Source organism: Methylobacterium sp. yr668 (assembly GCF_900116245.1).
Classification (GTDB): Bacteria; Pseudomonadota; Alphaproteobacteria; order Rhizobiales; family Beijerinckiaceae; genus Methylobacterium.
Genome location: NZ_FOZY01000027.1, coordinates 1 through 16,423, shown reverse-complemented (window position 1 = coordinate 16,423; position 16,423 = coordinate 1). Strand labels below are relative to the sequence as shown.

Genomic DNA, 16,423 nt, shown 5'->3' with positions numbered 1-16,423 from the left:
ATGGCAGGGCCTGTAGCGATTTCCGCCGGCGACGTGCTGCCGGACCGGGTGACCGCGGACGCCACCGCTCGCGCCGCGGTCGGGTCGGGCGCACTGATCGCGGCGCGCCTCGAGCGGCTGCCGATGACCGCCTTCCAGCGCAACATCTTCCTCATCATCGCCACGGCGTGGTTCTTCGATTCGATCGATCTCGGCTCGCTCACCTTCCTCCTCGGGTCGATCAAGACCGAGTTCGGCCTGACGACCGCCCAGGCGGGACTGCTCTCGAGCATGAGCTTCATCGGCATGTTCGCGGGCGCGGCCCTGTCGGGCATGCTCGCCGACCGGTTCGGGCGGAAGGTGGTCTTCCAGATCAGCATGGTGTTCTGGGGGCTCGGCAGCCTCTGGTGCGCCTACGCCCCGGACGCGACGATGCTGGGCTATGCCCGCCTGCTGCTCGGCTTCGGCATGGGCATGGAGTTCCCGGTGGCGCTCGCCATCGTCTCGGAGTTCCTGCCGACCGCCAAGCGCGGCCGCTACCTCGCCATCATGGAAGGGTTCTGGCCGCTCGGCTTCATCGCGGCCGGCTGTCTCAGCTACGTGCTGCTCAGCTATTTCGACTGGCGCGCTGTCTTCCTCGCGCAGGCCGTGCCGGCGCTGTTCCTGTTCGTGATCCGCTTCCTCGTGCCGGAATCGCCCCGCTGGCTCGCCGACCGCGGCCGGCACGCGGAGGCGGACCGGGTGATGGCGCAGATCGAGCGGCAGGTCGCCCTGCGCCTCGACGGGCGTCCGCTTCCGGAGCCGACCGTCCTGCCCGAGCCGGCGCGGGGCGAGCGGCGTTTCTCGTTCCTCGAACTCTGGAGCCCCGGCTACGCCAGCCGCACGGTGATGATCTGGCTGACGTGGTTCTTCGCCCTCTTGGGCTTCTACGGCCTCACCACCTGGCTCGGCGCGCTCCTGCAGGAGGCCGGCTACAGCGTCGCCAAGTCGGTCACCTACACGATCCTGATCTCGCTCGCGGGCGTGCCGGGCTTCATCGCCTCGGCGATCCTCGTCGAGCGCTGGGGCCGCAAGCCCACCGCGGTCCTGATGCTCCTGGGCAGCGCCGTCGCCGCCTACCTGTACGGTCACTCGCCGTCGTTCGGCTGGCTCATCGCCTACGGGCTGATGATGCAGTTCTTCCTGTTCGGCATGTGGTCGGTGCTCTACGCCTACACGCCCGAACTCTACCCGACGCGGGCGCGCGCCACCGGGGCCGGCTGCGCCTCGGCCATCGGCCGCGTCGGCTCGCTCATCGGGCCCTTCGCGATCGGCCTGATCCTGCCGGTGCTCGGCCACGGCGGCGTCTTCGCCCTGGGCGCCGGCTCGTTCGTCATCGCCGCCGCGAGCGTCGGGTTCCTCGGCATCGAGACCAAGGGCAAGTCCCTGGAAGCCATCTCGCACTGACCGGACCGGCCCCGACCGGGCGGTGGCGACGTCGCCACCGCCCGGTCAGGTTGACAACTGATATATCAACAGTATCTCTAGAACGATAGATCCCGGTGGGGGCGCGTCGTCACCCCCATCCCAGCGAGGAGGCGCACCATGGAACCCGCCAACACCCGTATGAGCGAGCGGCAGCGGAACTACCGCGCCAATTACCGCCAGCGCGTGGCCGGCTGGTACAACGGCGTCCTGCACATCGCGATCATCTACACGATCGGCCTCACGGCCCTGTACATCTACGTCTCGAACATCCACGCACCGAGCTGGATCGAGCTCGCGACGGTCCCGGTCGTGTTCCTGTTCTGCAATTTCTTCGAGTGGTGGCTCCACCGCTACGTGATGCACCGGCCGCAGAGCAATCCGATCGGGCGGGCCGTCTACAATCGGCACACGCTGCAGCATCACCAGTTCTTCACCGACCACGAGATGCGCTTCGCCGACCACCGGGACTACCGGGTGACGTTCTTCCCGCCCTACGCGCTGGCTACGTTCACGCTGATGTCGATCCCCGGCGCCATCGTGCTCGGCAACATCTTCACGCCCAACGTCGGGTGGCTGTTCATCACCACGACGACCAGCATCTACATGATCTACGAGTTCATGCACTTCTGCTGCCACGTCGAGGAGAACTGGTTCGTCCGCACCATGCCGTTCATCAACACGAACCGGCGGCACCACACGGCCCATCACGACCAGTCGATCATGATGGAGCGGAACATGAACCTGACCTTCCCGATCATGGACTGGCTGTTCGGCACCTCGGACCTGAACCGCGGTCTCATCGGAACGCTCTTCAACGGCTACGACACGCGCCACGTGAAGACCGACATGCGCAAGACCGCGCGCACGCCCGGTGCCCCCGAGCCCCGCGCCATGCAGGCGGCCGAGTGACCCGCCGCGTAACCCGCCGCCTAGACTGACGAGCAGCCCGGAACGCCGCCATGGACATGATCGAACCGAACATCGCCGCGCTCGCGTGGTTCGCCCTCTTCGCCGGGGTCGCTTGCACCGGCTTCTACGTGCTGGCCGGGATGTTCCCGCTGGAGACCCGCCCCGACCTGAGGGCGCGCCCCCTCGGCCTCGCGCTGATCGCGGCCAACGTCCTCCTGCTCGCGGCGCTGACCGGCGGGATGCTCGCCTACGGGGCCGCCGAACTCCGCTGGTCGAGCCTCGTGATCGTGGGCGGCTTCGCCATCCTGTTCGCGCCCGGCCTGTTCAACGTCTGGCCCCAGCGCTGGCGCGACGGCGTCGCGGGCCTGGCGATCGTGCTCGCCGCCCTCTGCGGTACCCTCGGCCTGCTGCAGCAGGTCGGCGCCGTCTTCGTCCTCTGACCCGCGCGCGCGATCCGGGAGGGATCCCATGCCGTTTCCGATCAAGTTCGGCCTGTCGGTCGCCGTCGCGCTCGCGGCGCTCGCCGGCTGGTTCTACATGGGCCATCTCGGCCAGACCGGGCCGCGCTGGGCCGTGGCCTTCCTCGGCCCGTTCATGGTGGTCAGCCTCTGGATCTTCCCCGAGGTGATGCGCAACCGCTCCGACGGCCGCACCCCGCGCCACCGGATCCGGGAGGCGCGGTGATGGACAAGGTCTATGCCGGGGACCGGACGATCGACGGGATCGTCGTCACGGTGAACGGGGCGCCGCTGCCGGATCGGGCCGAGGCCAAGTGCTACTCCCGGAACGGCTTCGAGTGGAGCTACGAGGGTCCCGAGCCCTCGCAGCTCGCCTACGCGATCCTGGTGGATCATCTCGGCGACGCGGCGGAGGCGGAGCGCCTGCAATTGCGCTTCATGCGCGGCGTCGTGGCCAACTTCCAGAACGAGTGGGAGATGACGACGGCCGACGTCGCCCGCGTCCTGGAGCGCCTGGATTCGGGCGGCGCGGCGCGGTCCGGCTGAGACCCGAGGCCGCCCACCGCCGCGGCGCGTCGGGACCGCGGCGACGTTCCGTAGCGGCCCTGCCTGTGCCATGCTCCCGCGTCCGGAATCCCGGAGTCAGAGCGCAACCGGGCTGCCCAGACCCGGGCTGGGGGCCTGTCGGAGCGAGGCCAGCATGTCCGACGACCGCTACCACCGGAAGGCGCTCGGCGACCGCCCGCTCCGTCCCGAGACGCTGATGCTCGGCTACGGCTACGACCCGGCCCTGTCCGAGGGCGCGGTGAAGCCGCCGGTCTTCCTGACATCGACCTTCGTGTTCACCTCGGCCGAGCACGGCAAAGCCTTCTTCGACTACGTCTCCGGACGGCGCGAACCGCCGGTCGGCGAGGCGGCGGGGCTGGTCTACTCGCGCTTCAATCACCCGAACAGCGAGATCGTCGAGGACCGGCTGGCCGTCTTCGAGGAGGCCGAGGCCGCGCTGGTCTTCTCCTCCGGCATGTCGGCGATCGCCACCACGATCCTGGCCTTCGCGCGGCCCGGCGACGCGATCCTGCACTCGCAACCCCTGTACGGCGGCACCGAGACCCTGATCGCCAAGACCCTGGCCGGGTTCGGCATCGCGCCGTTCGGGTTCTCCGACGGCACCGATCCGGCGAGCGTGCGCGCCGCGGCCGACCGCGCGGCGGGCGCGGGACGCGTCAGCGTCGTCATGGTCGAGACCCCCTCGAACCCGCTCAACACCCTCGTCGACCTCGGCCTCGTCCGGGCGGTCGCCGAGGAGATCGGCGCCCGGCAGGGCGGCGAGACGCCGGTCGTCGTCTGCGACAACACCCTGCTCGGGCCCCTCTTCCAGCACCCGCTGCGCGAGGGCGCCGACATCTCGGTCTACTCCCTGACGAAGTATGTCGGCGGCCACTCCGACCTGATCGCCGGCGCCGCCCTCGGCTCGGCGGCGCGGATGAAGCCGGTGCGGCTTCTGCGCTCGGCAATCGGGACCGGTCTCGACCCGCATTCCTGCTGGATGCTCGGGCGCTCGCTCGAGACCCTGTCGCTGCGGATGAGCGCCGCCAACCGCAACGGCGACATCGTCGGCCGGATGCTGGCGGCGCACCCGAAGGTGGAGCGCCTCCACCACCTCGCGCATCTCGAGCCGGGATCGCGGCAGGCGCAGGTCTACGCCAAGCAGTGCGCGGCGCCGGGCTCGACGTTCTCGTTCGACATCGTCGGCGGCGAGGCCGAGGCGTTCCGGGTTCTCAACGGCCTCCAGCTGTTCAAGCTCGCCGTCAGCCTGGGCGGAACCGAGTCGCTCGCCAGCCACCCGGCCTCCACGACCCATTCCGGCGTGCCGAAGGCGGTGCGCGACCGGCTCGGGATCACGGACGCGACCATCCGGGTGTCGATCGGGATCGAGCACCCGGACGATCTGGTCGCCGACCTCGCGGCCGCTCTGTCGGTCCTGGGCTAGAGACGCGCCCAACGGCGGCCGGGCGCGGTGCGCACCCCGTCGAGGCGGCTCGGTCGCATCGCCCGGCAACGCGTGTCCGGCAACCGGAGACCGCGCGTTAACGACGCCCCGCATTTCGAGCGGTCGCTGCACGACATTGCGGGGACGGGACAGAATTGCGGCCGCGCAGAACTGGTCAGCGCAGGCCTTCCTTCCTAGTGTCTGGCCGCGAAACGCGACGGGACGATCGACGGATCCATGAATTTGGCAACCGGCACCCAGTTCGACACGCGGAGCGGCGCTCCGGGCACGCGCGTGGCCGCCGTAACCTTCGACCCGCGGGTCAAAGGTCTCACCTGGCTGGCGCTGAAGGGCTTTCTGCTCTCGATCGTGACCTTCGGCATCTACAGATTCTGGTACGTCACCAATCTGCGCCGCTTCTTCTGGGAGCGCACCGCGCTCGACGGCTCGCCCGCCGAGTATACCGGCACGGGCAAGGAACTGTTCCTCGGCTTCCTCGTCGCGCTCGCGATCCTCGTGCCGATCTACGTCGCGCTGTTCGCGCTCTCGCTCGTCGCGCCCGCGCTCGCCCCGTTCTCGGTGGTGATCTCCTTCGTGTTCCTGTTCCTGCTGGGACAATTCGCGATCTACCGCGGGCGCCGCTACCGCGCGATGCGGACGCTCTGGCGCGGCATCCGCCTCGGGCAGGACGGCTCGGGCCTTGCCTACGCGGCCCGCGCGGGCGGCTGGTGGCTGCTCACGCTCGTCACCTTCGGCCTGGCCTTCCCGTTCATGCGGGCGAGCCTGGAACGCTACCGCATCGACCACACCCTGGTCGGAACCAGCCGGATGCACTCGACGGCGCGGGGACGCAGCGTGCTCGGTCCCTGGCTCCTGCTGTACGGGGTCGGGCTGGGGCCGCTGATCGGGCTCGGGATCGCCCTCCTGGTCGCGGCGGATTTCTCGCTGCCCACGGACCTCCTGGTACCGAAGCCCGGCGGCAAGGCCGGCCAGACGATCCTCAACCCCGCCTACGCGGCCTCGAAGATCGGCATTCTCCTCCAGGCGATGGGCTTCGTGGCCGCCATCTGCGTGCCCGCGGCGCTGCTCCTGCTCCCGTACTACCGCGCCCGCGAGACGCGGGCGTTCATGGGCGCCGCCAGCCTCGGTCACGCCCGCCTCGCCTCGAGCCTGAAGGCGCGGCAGTTCTACTGGCCGTACATCGTCTACATGCTGTCGCTCCTGGGCTTCCTCGTCGTGCTGGGCCTCGTCGCGGCTCTGCTGATCTTCGCCGCACGGGCGGCGGGCGATCTCAGCATGCTCCACTGGCTCGTCGTCCTCATCTACCTGGTCGGCGCGCCGCTGTTCGCGGTGCTCTACGTGCGCGTGGTGCAGGCCCGCCTGTGGGCGGCGGTCGCGACGAGCACGAGCGTGACGGATCCCGAAGCCCTGGATGCCGTCCTCGCCTCGTCCCGCGGTGCCGGCAGCGGTCTGCAGGAGGGCCTCGCCGACGCGCTCGACGTCGGAGGCGCGCTCCAGATCGGCTTCTGACGCTTGACCCGCGCTTCCCAGGCGGTCGACGCGACGCCGATCGAGGTCGAGGGCCGCTACTTCGACGGCGTCAGCGCGCGGGCACATCCCGTCGCGCTGCGCCTCGACGACCGCTTCCGCGTCTCCGGGCCCGGGATCGCCCAGGACTGGAACCTGCTCGACCTGCGCGCCGCCGTCTACCTGCCGCCGCTGATGCGGATCGGTCCGGCCGGCGAGCCGGTCCGCGTGGAGTTCTCGGACGCGACGCTCGCCGCCGCGCTCGCGGCGCGCTGCCCGGACCTCCATCGCCGGGAGCGCTCGGGCGGCACGGTGCGGCTCGTGCTCTGGTCTCTCGCGGCCGGTCTCTCGGTCCTGCTCGTGGCGGTCTTCGGCGTCCCGCAGATCGCCGGGCTGCTGGCCCCGCTGGTGCCGGACGCGGCCGAGTCGCGGCTCGGGGCGGTGGCGGAACCGCAGGTCCTGCGCTTCCTCGGCGACCCGCCGGCCTGCGCGGAACCGGCGGGCCGCGCGGCGCTCGACACGCTCGTGGCCCGCCTCGTCGCGGCCGGTCGGGCGGAGGGCTCGCTGCCTCCCGAGGTGGCCGTCAGCGTGCGGCGGCACGGCACGGCCAACGCCTTCGCCCTGCCGGGCGCCCGCGTGATCGTGCTCTCGAGCCTCATCGCGCGGGCGCGGTCGGCCGACGAGGCCGCGGCGGTCCTGGCGCACGAGCTCGGCCACGTCCGCCGACGCGATCCGACCCGCTCCCTCATCCGGGCGTCGGGCACCTCGTTCCTGTTGAGCCTCGTCCTGGGGGACCTGACCGGCTCGACCATCATCATCGCGCTGGGCGACGCGGTGCTCTCGGCCGGCTACAGCCGCGACGCCGAGCGGGCGGCGGACGCCTACGCGGTCGACCTCATGACCCGCGCGGGCGGCAACGGCGCGGCGCTCGCCGACATCCTCGAGCGCATCGCCAAGGACAAGCACGACGGGAAGAGCGATGTGCTGGACCTGCTGCGCAGCCATCCCTTCACGCGCGAGCGCGCCGCCGCGATCCGTGCCCAGGCGGGCCCTGCGGCGGCCGAACGCCAGATCCTGTCCGGCGCCGCCTGGACGGCACTCAGGGGCATCTGCGGGCCCGAGACGAAGACGACCGAGCCGTAGGTCCGGATCACCGGACGGTCGCTGTCCGCGGGCAGCCGCGGCGGACGGCCCGGCTCCGGTCTCCGAGCCGGTCGGTGTCGCCACGGCCGGCGGCCTGACTGAGATTCTGAGCAACTAATTGCTGTCGGATCGCCCGCCCCTCGGCTTCTGTGACGCCGGCACAGAGGAGGAGCGGATGGCACACCACGCGACCGGGGTTCCGAACCCGCCCCCCTTCGATCCCGAGGCGATCCCGGAGGCCGCCACCCTCGCGCGCGGCGGGACCGGCCTCCGGTTGCAATGGCGCGACGGGCTGACCGCGACGCTGTCGGCGGAGCGGCTGCGGCTGCGCTGCCGCTGCGCGTGGTGCACCCGTGACCGGGTCGAGCGACGCTTTCCTCAGGCCGCCGCCGACATCGCGGTCGCGCGGGTCGAACCGATGGGCGGCTACGCCGTCCACATCGCGTTCTCCGACGGCCACGCCCGCGGGATCTTCCCCTGGTCCTACCTGCGCGCCCTCGTCGCCGAGGCCGTCGACGGCCCTTCCGACGCCGCGCAGGCCGCCTGACCGCACGATCCGATCCTCCGGCGATCCCACACGCCCCGCCCCTGACCTGACGCGAGATCTTGCCATGAACGCGTTCGAATCCGCGACGAAGACCGAGATTATCGAGACCGACATCCTGGTGATCGGCGGCGGCACCGGCGGTCCGATGGCCGCGATCAAGGCCAAGGAAGCCGATCCGAAGCTCCGGGTCGTCCTGATGGAGAAGGCCAACGTCAAGCGCTCGGGCGCGATCAGCATGGGCATGGACGGGCTGAACAACGCCGTCGTGCCGGGCTACGCCACCCCCGAGCAGTACGTGAAGGAAATCACCGTCGCCAACGACGGCATCGTCAATCAGAAGGCGGTGATGGCCTACGCGCAGGGGTCGTTCCCGATGATCCAGTACCTCGACAAGCTCGGGGTCAAATTCGAGAAGGACGGCTCGGGCGAGTACAACATGCGCAAGGTCCACCACATGGGGACCTACGTGCTGCCGATGCCGGAAGGGCACAACGTCAAGAAGGTCCTCTACCGGCAGCTCCGCCGCCTCCAGGTCGGCGTGACCAACCGGTACATGGCGACGCGCCTGCTGAAGGGCGCGGACGGGCGCATCGCCGGAGCGATCGGCGTCAACACCCGCACCTCCGAGTTCCTGGTGGTGAAGGCCAAGGCGGTGATCCTGGCCTGCGGGGCCGCCGGCCGCCTCGGCCTGCCGGCCTCCGGGTACCTGTTCGGGACCTACGAGAACGCGGCGAATTGCGGCGACGGCTACGCGATGGCCTACCACGCGGGCGCGCAGCTCGCGAACCTCGAGTGCTACCAGATCAACCCGCTGATCAAGGACTATAACGGCCCCTCCTGCGCCTACGTCACCGGCCCGTTCGGCGGATACACGGCCAACAATCGCGGCGAACGCTTCATCGAGTGCGATTACTGGTCCGGACAGATGATGCTCGAGTTCTGGCGCGAGCTGCAGGGCGGCAACGGCCCGGTCTTCCTCAAGATGGACCATCTGCGCGAGGAGACGATCTCCGAGATCGAGACGATCCTGCACTCGAACGAGCGCCCCTCCCGCGGACGCTTCCACGAGCGGCGCGGCACCAATTACCGCCAGCGTCCCGTGGAGATGCACATCTCCGAGATCGGCTTCTGCTCGGGCCACTCGGCCTCGGGCGTCTTCGTCGACGAGTTCGCGCGCACGACGGTCCCCGGCCTCTACGCGGTCGGCGACATGGCGAGCGTGCCGCACAACTACATGCTGGGCGCCTTCGTGAACGGCGGCATCGCCGGGGCCGACGCCGCCGCCTACTGCACGGCCAACGCCCTCGCCGACCATGACCCGGCGGACATCGCGGTCGAGCGCGAACGGGTCCTGGCACCGACCCGGCGCGTCGACGGGCTCACCCCGCACGAGATGGAGTTCAAGACCCGCCGCTTGGTGAACGACTATCTCGAGCCGCCGAAGGTGACGGCGAAGATGGAGCTCGGCCAGCGCCGCTTCGCCGAGATCCGCGAGGACCTCGACCTGCTCTGCGCCCGCGACCCGCACGAGCTGCACCGGGCGCTCGAGATGCAGACGATCCTCGACTGCGCCGACATGGCGGCGGCCGCCTCGCTCTACCGCACCGAGAGCCGTTGGGGCTTCTACCACCTGCGCGTCGACTATCCCGAGACGAACGACGCCGAGTGGGCCTGCCACACGGTCCTGTTCAAGGACGGCCAGGGCCGGATGGCCCACGCGAAGCGCGCCGTCGACCCGTTCATCGTGCCGGTCGCCGCCGAGGAGATGGGCGCCTACCACCAGCTCCGCATCAAGACGCCGGCCGCCGCCGAGTAATCCCGCACCGTACCGGAGATCGATCCATGCCGATCATCAATCAGGCCAGCAGCGCCGCGGTCGTCATCGACGACGCCAAGTGCATCGCCGAGAAGGGCTGCCGCGTCTGCGTCGACGTCTGCCCGCTCGACATCCTCGCGATCGATGAGACCCGGCAGAAGGCCTACATGAAGTACGACGAGTGCTGGTACTGCATGCCCTGCGAGGTCGACTGCCCGACGAACGCGGTAAAGGTCAATATTCCCTACCTGCTGCGCTGAGGCCGACCATGAGCCCCGTGTTCGATTCCTTCGACGACGATCTCGACGACGTGGCCGAGCGCTGCGCGAGTGCCGACTCCGGCGTCCGGCGCGTCGCGATGATGGAGCTCGCCGAGGCCGTCGGGCCCGCGGCGAAGGTCCTGCTCCTCAAGGGCCTCGGCGATCCGGACGCGGCCGTCCGCGCCGCGGCGGCCAAGGCGCTGGACGAGCACGACGGCGCGGACGTCGTCGAGGGCCTCGTGCGGTCCCTGGAGGACGACGACGAGGCCGTGCGCCGCACCGCCGCCGATACCCTGGCCGAGAAGAAGGAGCCGGCCTGCGGGCCGCTCCTGATCGAGCGCGCCGCGCACACCGACCCGTTCGTGCAGGCCTCCGCCCTGCGGGCCCTGCGCGAGCTCGTCCTGCCGGACGCCCTGTCGGCCGCGCTGAAGGCGCTCCAGAGCCCGTCCCCGGAGGTGCGCCGCGAAGGTCTCGGCGTCATCGGCTACCTCAAGGCCGAGGAGGCGCTGCCGGCGCTGATCGCCACCGCGGGTGATCCCGACCCGACGGTCCGGCGCGCCACGATGGCGGCGCTGGTCTTCCTGCGCCCCGGCGGTCCGGGCATCGGCACGTTGATCGCCGGCCTGTCCGACGAGCACTGGCAGGTTCGCGAGGAGGCGGCCGTCTCCTGCGCCAAGATCCGGCTGCCCGAGGCGACGGCGCCCCTGATCGCCGTGATGGACGATCCCGTCTGGCAGGTCCGCACCAAGGCGGCCAATGCCCTGGGCCGGATCGGGGCGCCGGCGGCCGTCGAGATCCTGGGACGGGCGCTGACCTCGGAGGTCAGCAACCTGCGCAAGGAGGCGGCCGCGGCCCTCGGCGAGATCGCCGACCCGCGGGGCCTCTCGGCCCTCGAGGCGGCCGCCAACGATCCCGATCCCGACGTGCGCAAGCTCATCCAGTGGGCGATCGGACGCTGTCAGGGACGCCCCTGATCGATCCGGCCGTCTCGGCCTCGTCGCGGCGCCGCATCCTCCGGGTGCGGCGCCGCTTCACGTCCGCTCGGCTCCGCGATATCCAGACGCTGCCGGTGCCGGCGGCCAGTTTAGAGCTGGTACAGGGTTTGCTGCGCCGCGGCAGGTAGGATGCTGGAGGCGGCAATGCAGACCACGGCGCCGATACGCCCGTCTCAGGCCCCGGCGGGGCTCCAGACCCAGGCGAGCGCCCTCCTGCTGTCCGAGGCCGCGCCCAAGGCCGGAACCGGGCAGCGCCCTCTCCTCGACGGGCTGACCGAGCGCGAAGTCGCCCTCGTGCTGGAAAAGGGCCGGCGCCGCGTGCTCTACCGCGGCGCGACCCTGTTCACCCAGGAGACGCCCAACGACGGGATCTGGATCGTCGAGAGCGGCCGCATCCGGGTCTTCTACGCCGCGCCGTCCGGTCGCGAGATCACGCTGGCCTACTGGTACCCCGGCAACTTCGTCGGCGGTCCCGACGTGTTCGGCGCCGGCCTCCACAAATGGTCGGGCATGGCGGCGAGCAATTCCAGCGTGCTGCACCTGCCGGCCAAGGCGCTCCGGCAGCTCGTGACGCAGATCCCGGCCCTCGCGATCGGGGTCATCGACGGCCTGACCTTCAAGGGCCGCTGCTACTCGACCCTGGCCCAGATGCTCGGGACCCGCTCGATCACCGAGCGCCTCGCCCACCTGCTCCTGCACCTGTGCGACCTCTACGGCGTCGCGGAGGAGGACGGGACGGTGATCGCGGCGACCTTCACGCACGCCGACCTCGCCCACATGGTCGGCGCCACACGGCAATGGGTGACGATCAGCCTGAAGCGGCTCTCGGAGCAGGGCGTCCTCGTCACGCGGCGCACGCAGATCGTCGTGCTGCGTCCCGACATCCTCGCGGCGATGCGCGGCGGCGAGGAATGCGCCTAAAACGCGAGCGTCCCGCACAAAACCGCAGCACATCCGGAGCCGCTCGACTTTTTTGCGCAACTAATCGACCCGCAGGCGTCCTCGGCATTTGATCGGACGCGCCGCAGCGCCCGATCATGCCGTCGATGTCTTCGCGACATCGGGCCGAAATGTTGGAGCGGGCGATGACTGGACGATTTCCCGGGCTCAGATCGGTCTCCGCTCTCGCGCTCCTCGCGCTGGCGGGCGCTGGGATCGGGGCACCGGCCCGCGCCGAGACCCTCACCGTCGGCATCGGCACGCAGGACACGACGACCAACACCGCGACGGTCGGCGTGGTGATCCGCCAGCTTAAGCTGCTGGAGAAGTACCTGCCCAAGACCGGCAAGTACGCCGGCACGACCATCCAGCTCGACTGGCAGAACTTCACGTCCGGGCCGCCGGTCACGAACGGCATGATGGCCGGGAAGCTGCAGTTCGGCGCGATGGGCGATTACCCGCTCGTCGTCAACGGCGCGACGTTCCAGAACAATCCCGAGAGCCAATCGCGGCTGATCGCGGTCGCCGCCTACAATCTCCACGGATCCGGCAACGGGATCGTGGTCAACAAAGCTTCCGAATACTTCTCTTTCGAGGATCTGAAAGGCAAGGTCGTCAGCGTGCCCTTCGGGTCGGCGGCCCACGGGATGGTCCTGAAGGCGCTGCAGGACAAGGGCTACCCGGCCACCTATTTCCGCCTGGTCAGCCAGAGCCCGGAGGTCGGCTCGACCAATCTCCAGGAACGGAAGATCGACGCGCACGCGGATTTCGTCCCCTTCGCCGAGCTTCTGCCGTTCCGCGGCTTCGCGCGCAAAGTGTTCGATGGCGTCGAGACCAACCTCCCGACCTGGCACGGCGTGGTCGTGCGCTCCGACTTCTCCGACCGCTACCCCGAGATCGTCGAGGCCTACCTGAAGGCCGTCCTCGACGCCGACGCCTGGGTCAAGGCCGATCCGAAGCGCGCCGCCGAGCAGATCGCGGCCTGGACCGGCACCGACAAGGAGGTAGTCTACATCTTCCTCGGGCCCGGCGGGATCATGACCGTCGATCCCACGATCAAGCCGCAGCTGGTCGAGGCCGCCCGCGAGGACGTCAAGGTCCTGCAGCGGCTCGACCGGATCAAGACGTTCGACGTCGGTCCGTGGGTCGACGACGGGCCGCTGCGCAAGGTCTTCGCCGAGCGCGGCCTGGACTACGCGCAGCAGCGCGCGAGCACCGCCAATTACGAGGTGCGCGGCGAGGACACGTACTGCAAGAGGCCCGTCACCGAGCCGCGCAAGGCCGGCGAGATCTGGGTGAAGGGCGGGGCGATCCAGCCCTACGCGAGCGCGGCCTGCACGCTCGGCGCGCTGAACGAGATGAAGTCCAAGGGGCAGGCCGTCGATGTCGCCTACGTCTTCGACACGGCCCGCGGCATCAAGCTGTTCGCCCGGGAGGCCTTCTACGTCGTCGACGGCAAGGGCGGCATCGCGCCGTTCCTGCTGAAGCAGGACGCCGAGGCCGCGGCGCGGGGCGGCGGCACGGTGATGCCCTACGACGAGGCCCTGAAGGCCGCTGTGACGGGAGGCTAGAACCGCATGGAAGCTGTCGCTCTCCGGCCCGCCGCCGAGTCGCGCCCGCCGCGGGCGGCGCCCCTCCCGCCGCCGGCCGCGTCCACCCGCCCCGCGACCGGCCGCGTCCGCCGCTGGCTGCGGCTGCATCACGGCGCCTTCCGAGCCGCGCTGATCGGGCTCACCTCCCTGATCCTGTTCGTCGCGCTCTGGCAGTATCTGACCGCGAACCGCGTGACCCTCTACGTGCGGTTCCTGAACATCCCGACGCCGATGGACGTCGTGGACCGCGCGGCGATCGCCCTGCGCAGCCCGAACTTCGGCGACCACGTGCTCATCTCCTGCCGCCGGATCCTCTTCGGATTTCTCCTGGCCGGCGGCGTCGCCGTGCCGCTCGGGCTCCTCATGGGGCGCTACCGCCTCCTGCGCGAGATCGCCTTCCCGATCTGCGAGGTGCTGCGGCCGATCCCGGCGATCGCCTGGGTGCCGATGGCGATCATGCTCTGGCCGACCAACGAGGGCTCGATCGTCTTCATCACCTTCCTGGGCTCGTTCTTCCCGATCCTGATCAACACCCTCCAGGGCATGGTCCAGGTCGACCCGGTCCTGGTGCGGGCCGCACGCTGCCTCGGCGCCCGCGAGGCGGCGGTGTTCCGCGAAGTCTACCTGCCGGCCTCGCTGCCGCAGATCTTCACCGGGCTGACGGTCGGAATGGGCGTGGCCTGGGTCTCGCTGATCGCCGCCGAGATGATCTCCGGCCAGTTCGGCATCGGCTACTTCACCTGGGAAGCCTACTCGCTGGTCCAGTACCCGGACATCGCCCTCGGCATGATCACGATCGGGCTGCTCGGCCTCGGCTCCAGCTTCGCGATCCGTCTCGTGGGCCGCCTCGTCATGCCCTGGGCCGCGGCCCGCTAGGCCTCGGCCAGCCGCCCGGCGCGGCCCTCGCCGGACCGGTCCTCCACGCGCGTCACCAATCGGGAGCTTGCCATGGCCGAATCGAGCCGGGGCCTGATCGAGGTCAGCGACTTCTGCCTGCGCTACGAGACGATGGAGGGGTCCGTCGAGGCCGTCTCGAACGCCTCGCTCACCGTCCATCCCGGCGAGTTCGTGTCGATCATCGGGCCCTCGGGCTGCGGGAAGTCGACGCTGCTCAACGCGCTGGCCGGCTTCCTCAAGCCGTCGTCCGGGCGGGTCACCGTCGACGGCGAGGCGATCGCGGGACCGAGCGCGGATCGCGGCATGATCTTCCAGCAATACTCACTGTTTCCCTGGAAGACGGTGCGCGAGAACGTCGAGTTCGGCCTGAAGATGAAGGGCGTCCGGCGCAGCGAGCGCGAGCGTCAGGCGCGGACGCTGCTCGGCCTCGCCGGCCTCACGGCGTTCGAGAACCACTATCCGGACCGATTGTCCGGCGGGATGAAGCAGCGTGTCGGCATCGTGCGCGCGCTCGCCACCGGCCCGCGCATCCTGCTGCTCGACGAGCCGTTCGGCGCCCTGGACGCGCAGACGCGGCTGATCATGCAGCAGATCCTCACCAACATGTGGCAGCGCCTGAAGATCTCGGTGCTGTTCGTGACCCACGACATCGACGAGGCGATCTTCCTCTCCGACCGCGTCTACGTGATGACCGCGCGTCCCGGGAGCATCAAGGCCGAAGTCGTGGTGCCCCTGCCCCGCCCGCGCCAGCCGGCCCTGACCCTGTCGTCCGAGTTCCTGGGCCTGCGCCGGGGGCTGATGTCGCTGATCCGCGAGGAGAGCCTCCGCGCGATGGGCGGCGAGGTCAGCGCCGAGGCGATGAAGGGACTGGCGATCGATCTCGAGGGCCAGGATCTCCCCGCGCTGCTCTGACCCCTGCGCCGAGGTGCGAAGTCATGACCTATGTCGTCACCGAGAACTGCATCCGCTGCAAGTACACCGACTGCGTCGAGGTCTGCCCGGTCGACTGCTTCTACGTCGGCGAGACCATGCTGGTGATCAAACCGGACGAGTGCATCGATTGCGGCGTCTGCGAGCCCGAATGCCCGGCCGATGCCATCAGGGCCGACACCGAACCGGAGATGGCGGGCTGGAAGACCTTCAACGCCAAGTACGCCGATCTCTGGCCCAACATCACCGAGAGGACCGAGCCGGCCGACGACGCCGCGGCGTGGGACGGCCGCGGCGGAAAGCTGCTCGACCTGTTCGGGACTGCCGACCCGGCGTCCGCCTGAGCGAGGACTGATCCGTCGATGAGCAAGTTCTACGAGGAGCGCGTTCTGTCGGTCCACCACTGGACCGACAACCTGTTCTCGTTCCGCACGACGCGGGATCCGGCGTTCCGGTTCCGCAACGGCGAGTTCACCATGATCGGCCTGGAGGTCGAGGGCCGGCCGCTGCTGCGCGCCTACTCGGTGGTCTCGGCCAACTACGAGGAGGAGCTGGAGTTCTTCTCGATCAAGGTCCAGGACGGCCCGCTGACCTCGAAGCTGCAGCACCTGAAGGTCGGCGACCCGATCATCGTCGGCAAGAAGCCCACCGGCACGCTGGTGCTCGACAACCTGCTGCCGGGCCGCAACCTGTACCTGCTGGGCACCGGCACCGGGCTGGCGCCGTTCCTGTCGATCATCAAGGATCCCGAGGCCTACGACCGGTTCGAGAAGGTCGTGCTGGTCCACGGCTGCCGGCAGGTGCAGGAACTCGCCTACGGCGAGACCATCACCGAGACGCTGCCGCGCCACGAGTTCCTGGGCGAGATGATCTCGAACCAGCTGGTCTACTACCCGACCGTGACCCGCGAGCCGTTCCGCAACCGCGGCCGGATCACCGACCTGATGGTCTCGGGCAAGCTGTTCGAGGATATC

18 protein-coding genes are annotated in these 16,423 nt (G+C 69.9%); all 18 read left to right on the top strand.

Features of this window, described 5'->3' with window-relative positions:
• Nucleotides 1–1,425 (top strand): MFS transporter, encoded by a 1,425-nt coding sequence (locus tag BM419_RS24680; protein ID WP_026605338.1) that lies wholly within the window; start codon nt 1–3, stop codon nt 1,423–1,425.
• A gap of 138 nt (nt 1,426–1,563) precedes the next feature.
• Complete coding sequence (locus BM419_RS24675; RefSeq protein WP_091927951.1) at nt 1,564–2,355, top strand: sterol desaturase family protein; 792 nt, start codon at nt 1,564–1,566, stop codon at nt 2,353–2,355.
• A gap of 50 nt (nt 2,356–2,405) precedes the next feature.
• Nucleotides 2,406–2,795, top strand: a complete 390-nt coding sequence (locus tag BM419_RS24670) for a hypothetical protein (protein WP_091927950.1) — start codon at nt 2,406–2,408, stop codon at nt 2,793–2,795.
• Nucleotides 2,796–2,823: 28 nt separating this feature from the next.
• Nucleotides 2,824–3,039, top strand: a complete 216-nt coding sequence (locus BM419_RS24665) for a hypothetical protein (protein WP_020095789.1) — start codon at nt 2,824–2,826, stop codon at nt 3,037–3,039.
• Nucleotides 3,039–3,359, top strand: coding sequence for a DUF6166 domain-containing protein (locus tag BM419_RS24660; RefSeq protein ID WP_091927949.1), 321 nt, complete (start codon nt 3,039–3,041; stop codon nt 3,357–3,359). The genes BM419_RS24665 and BM419_RS24660 overlap by 1 nt, the downstream gene beginning before the upstream one ends.
• Nucleotides 3,360–3,513: 154 nt before the next feature.
• Complete coding sequence (locus tag BM419_RS24655; RefSeq protein ID WP_091927948.1) at nt 3,514–4,803, top strand: cystathionine gamma-synthase family protein; 1,290 nt, start codon at nt 3,514–3,516, stop codon at nt 4,801–4,803.
• A 237-nt stretch (nt 4,804–5,040) separates the two neighbouring features.
• Nucleotides 5,041–6,333, top strand: a complete 1,293-nt coding sequence (locus BM419_RS24650) for a YjgN family protein (protein WP_175556363.1) — start codon at nt 5,041–5,043, stop codon at nt 6,331–6,333.
• A gap of 3 nt (nt 6,334–6,336) precedes the next feature.
• A complete protein-coding gene (locus BM419_RS24645) occupies nt 6,337–7,473 on the top strand; it encodes a M48 family metallopeptidase (RefSeq protein ID WP_091927947.1) in 1,137 nt (378 codons plus the stop codon).
• Between the two features lie 175 nt (nt 7,474–7,648).
• Nucleotides 7,649–8,020 (top strand): DUF971 domain-containing protein, encoded by a 372-nt coding sequence (locus tag BM419_RS24640; RefSeq protein WP_091927946.1) that lies wholly within the window; start codon nt 7,649–7,651, stop codon nt 8,018–8,020.
• A gap of 64 nt (nt 8,021–8,084) precedes the next feature.
• Nucleotides 8,085–9,836: a fumarate reductase/succinate dehydrogenase flavoprotein subunit gene (locus BM419_RS24635; protein WP_020095795.1), complete on the top strand. Its 1,752-nt coding sequence runs from the start codon at nt 8,085–8,087 to the stop codon at nt 9,834–9,836.
• Nucleotides 9,837–9,862: 26 nt separating this feature from the next.
• Complete coding sequence (locus tag BM419_RS24630) at nt 9,863–10,096, top strand: 4Fe-4S dicluster domain-containing protein (RefSeq protein ID WP_020095796.1); 234 nt, start codon at nt 9,863–9,865, stop codon at nt 10,094–10,096.
• Nucleotides 10,097–10,104: 8 nt separating this feature from the next.
• On the top strand, nt 10,105–11,070 hold the full coding sequence (locus BM419_RS24625) for a HEAT repeat domain-containing protein (protein WP_091927945.1): 966 nt from the start codon (nt 10,105–10,107) through the stop codon (nt 11,068–11,070).
• A gap of 165 nt (nt 11,071–11,235) precedes the next feature.
• Nucleotides 11,236–12,012 (top strand): Crp/Fnr family transcriptional regulator, encoded by a 777-nt coding sequence (locus BM419_RS24620; RefSeq protein WP_091682861.1) that lies wholly within the window; start codon nt 11,236–11,238, stop codon nt 12,010–12,012.
• Between the two features lie 164 nt (nt 12,013–12,176).
• Complete coding sequence (locus tag BM419_RS24615) at nt 12,177–13,601, top strand: ABC transporter substrate-binding protein (RefSeq protein ID WP_244540848.1); 1,425 nt, start codon at nt 12,177–12,179, stop codon at nt 13,599–13,601.
• Nucleotides 13,602–13,607: 6 nt separating this feature from the next.
• On the top strand, nt 13,608–14,498 hold the full coding sequence (locus BM419_RS24610) for an ABC transporter permease (protein WP_091927944.1): 891 nt from the start codon (nt 13,608–13,610) through the stop codon (nt 14,496–14,498).
• Between the two features lie 72 nt (nt 14,499–14,570).
• Nucleotides 14,571–15,431, top strand: a complete 861-nt coding sequence (locus BM419_RS24605; RefSeq protein WP_091927943.1) for an ABC transporter ATP-binding protein — start codon at nt 14,571–14,573, stop codon at nt 15,429–15,431.
• Nucleotides 15,432–15,454: 23 nt separating this feature from the next.
• Nucleotides 15,455–15,793, top strand: a complete 339-nt coding sequence (gene fdxA, locus BM419_RS24600) for a ferredoxin FdxA (RefSeq protein WP_091927942.1) — start codon at nt 15,455–15,457, stop codon at nt 15,791–15,793.
• 18 nt (nt 15,794–15,811) lie between these two features.
• Nucleotides 15,812–16,423, top strand: a 612-nt coding sequence (locus tag BM419_RS24595) for a ferredoxin--NADP reductase (protein ID WP_091926389.1), incomplete at its 3' end; no start/stop codon positions are given.

Excerpts from the sequence above, each read along its gene's own strand:
- BM419_RS24680 (WP_026605338.1), top strand. The coding sequence starts at position 1 with ATGGCAGGGCCTGTAGCGATTTCCGCCGGCGACGTGCTGCCGGACCGG.
- BM419_RS24675 (WP_091927951.1), top strand. The coding sequence starts at position 1,564 with ATGGAACCCGCCAACACCCGTATGAGCGAGCGGCAGCGGAACTACCGC.
- BM419_RS24670 (WP_091927950.1), top strand. The coding sequence starts at position 2,406 with ATGGACATGATCGAACCGAACATCGCCGCGCTCGCGTGGTTCGCCCTC.
- BM419_RS24665 (WP_020095789.1), top strand. The coding sequence starts at position 2,824 with ATGCCGTTTCCGATCAAGTTCGGCCTGTCGGTCGCCGTCGCGCTCGCG.
- BM419_RS24660 (WP_091927949.1), top strand. The coding sequence starts at position 3,039 with ATGGACAAGGTCTATGCCGGGGACCGGACGATCGACGGGATCGTCGTC.
- BM419_RS24655 (WP_091927948.1), top strand. The coding sequence starts at position 3,514 with ATGTCCGACGACCGCTACCACCGGAAGGCGCTCGGCGACCGCCCGCTC.
- BM419_RS24650 (WP_175556363.1), top strand. The coding sequence starts at position 5,041 with ATGAATTTGGCAACCGGCACCCAGTTCGACACGCGGAGCGGCGCTCCG.
- BM419_RS24640 (WP_091927946.1), top strand. The coding sequence starts at position 7,649 with ATGGCACACCACGCGACCGGGGTTCCGAACCCGCCCCCCTTCGATCCC.
- BM419_RS24635 (WP_020095795.1), top strand. The coding sequence starts at position 8,085 with ATGAACGCGTTCGAATCCGCGACGAAGACCGAGATTATCGAGACCGAC.
- BM419_RS24630 (WP_020095796.1), top strand. The coding sequence starts at position 9,863 with ATGCCGATCATCAATCAGGCCAGCAGCGCCGCGGTCGTCATCGACGAC.
- BM419_RS24625 (WP_091927945.1), top strand. The coding sequence starts at position 10,105 with ATGAGCCCCGTGTTCGATTCCTTCGACGACGATCTCGACGACGTGGCC.
- BM419_RS24620 (WP_091682861.1), top strand. The coding sequence starts at position 11,236 with ATGCAGACCACGGCGCCGATACGCCCGTCTCAGGCCCCGGCGGGGCTC.
- BM419_RS24615 (WP_244540848.1), top strand. The coding sequence starts at position 12,177 with ATGACTGGACGATTTCCCGGGCTCAGATCGGTCTCCGCTCTCGCGCTC.
- BM419_RS24610 (WP_091927944.1), top strand. The coding sequence starts at position 13,608 with ATGGAAGCTGTCGCTCTCCGGCCCGCCGCCGAGTCGCGCCCGCCGCGG.
- BM419_RS24605 (WP_091927943.1), top strand. The coding sequence starts at position 14,571 with ATGGCCGAATCGAGCCGGGGCCTGATCGAGGTCAGCGACTTCTGCCTG.
- fdxA (WP_091927942.1), top strand. The coding sequence starts at position 15,455 with ATGACCTATGTCGTCACCGAGAACTGCATCCGCTGCAAGTACACCGAC.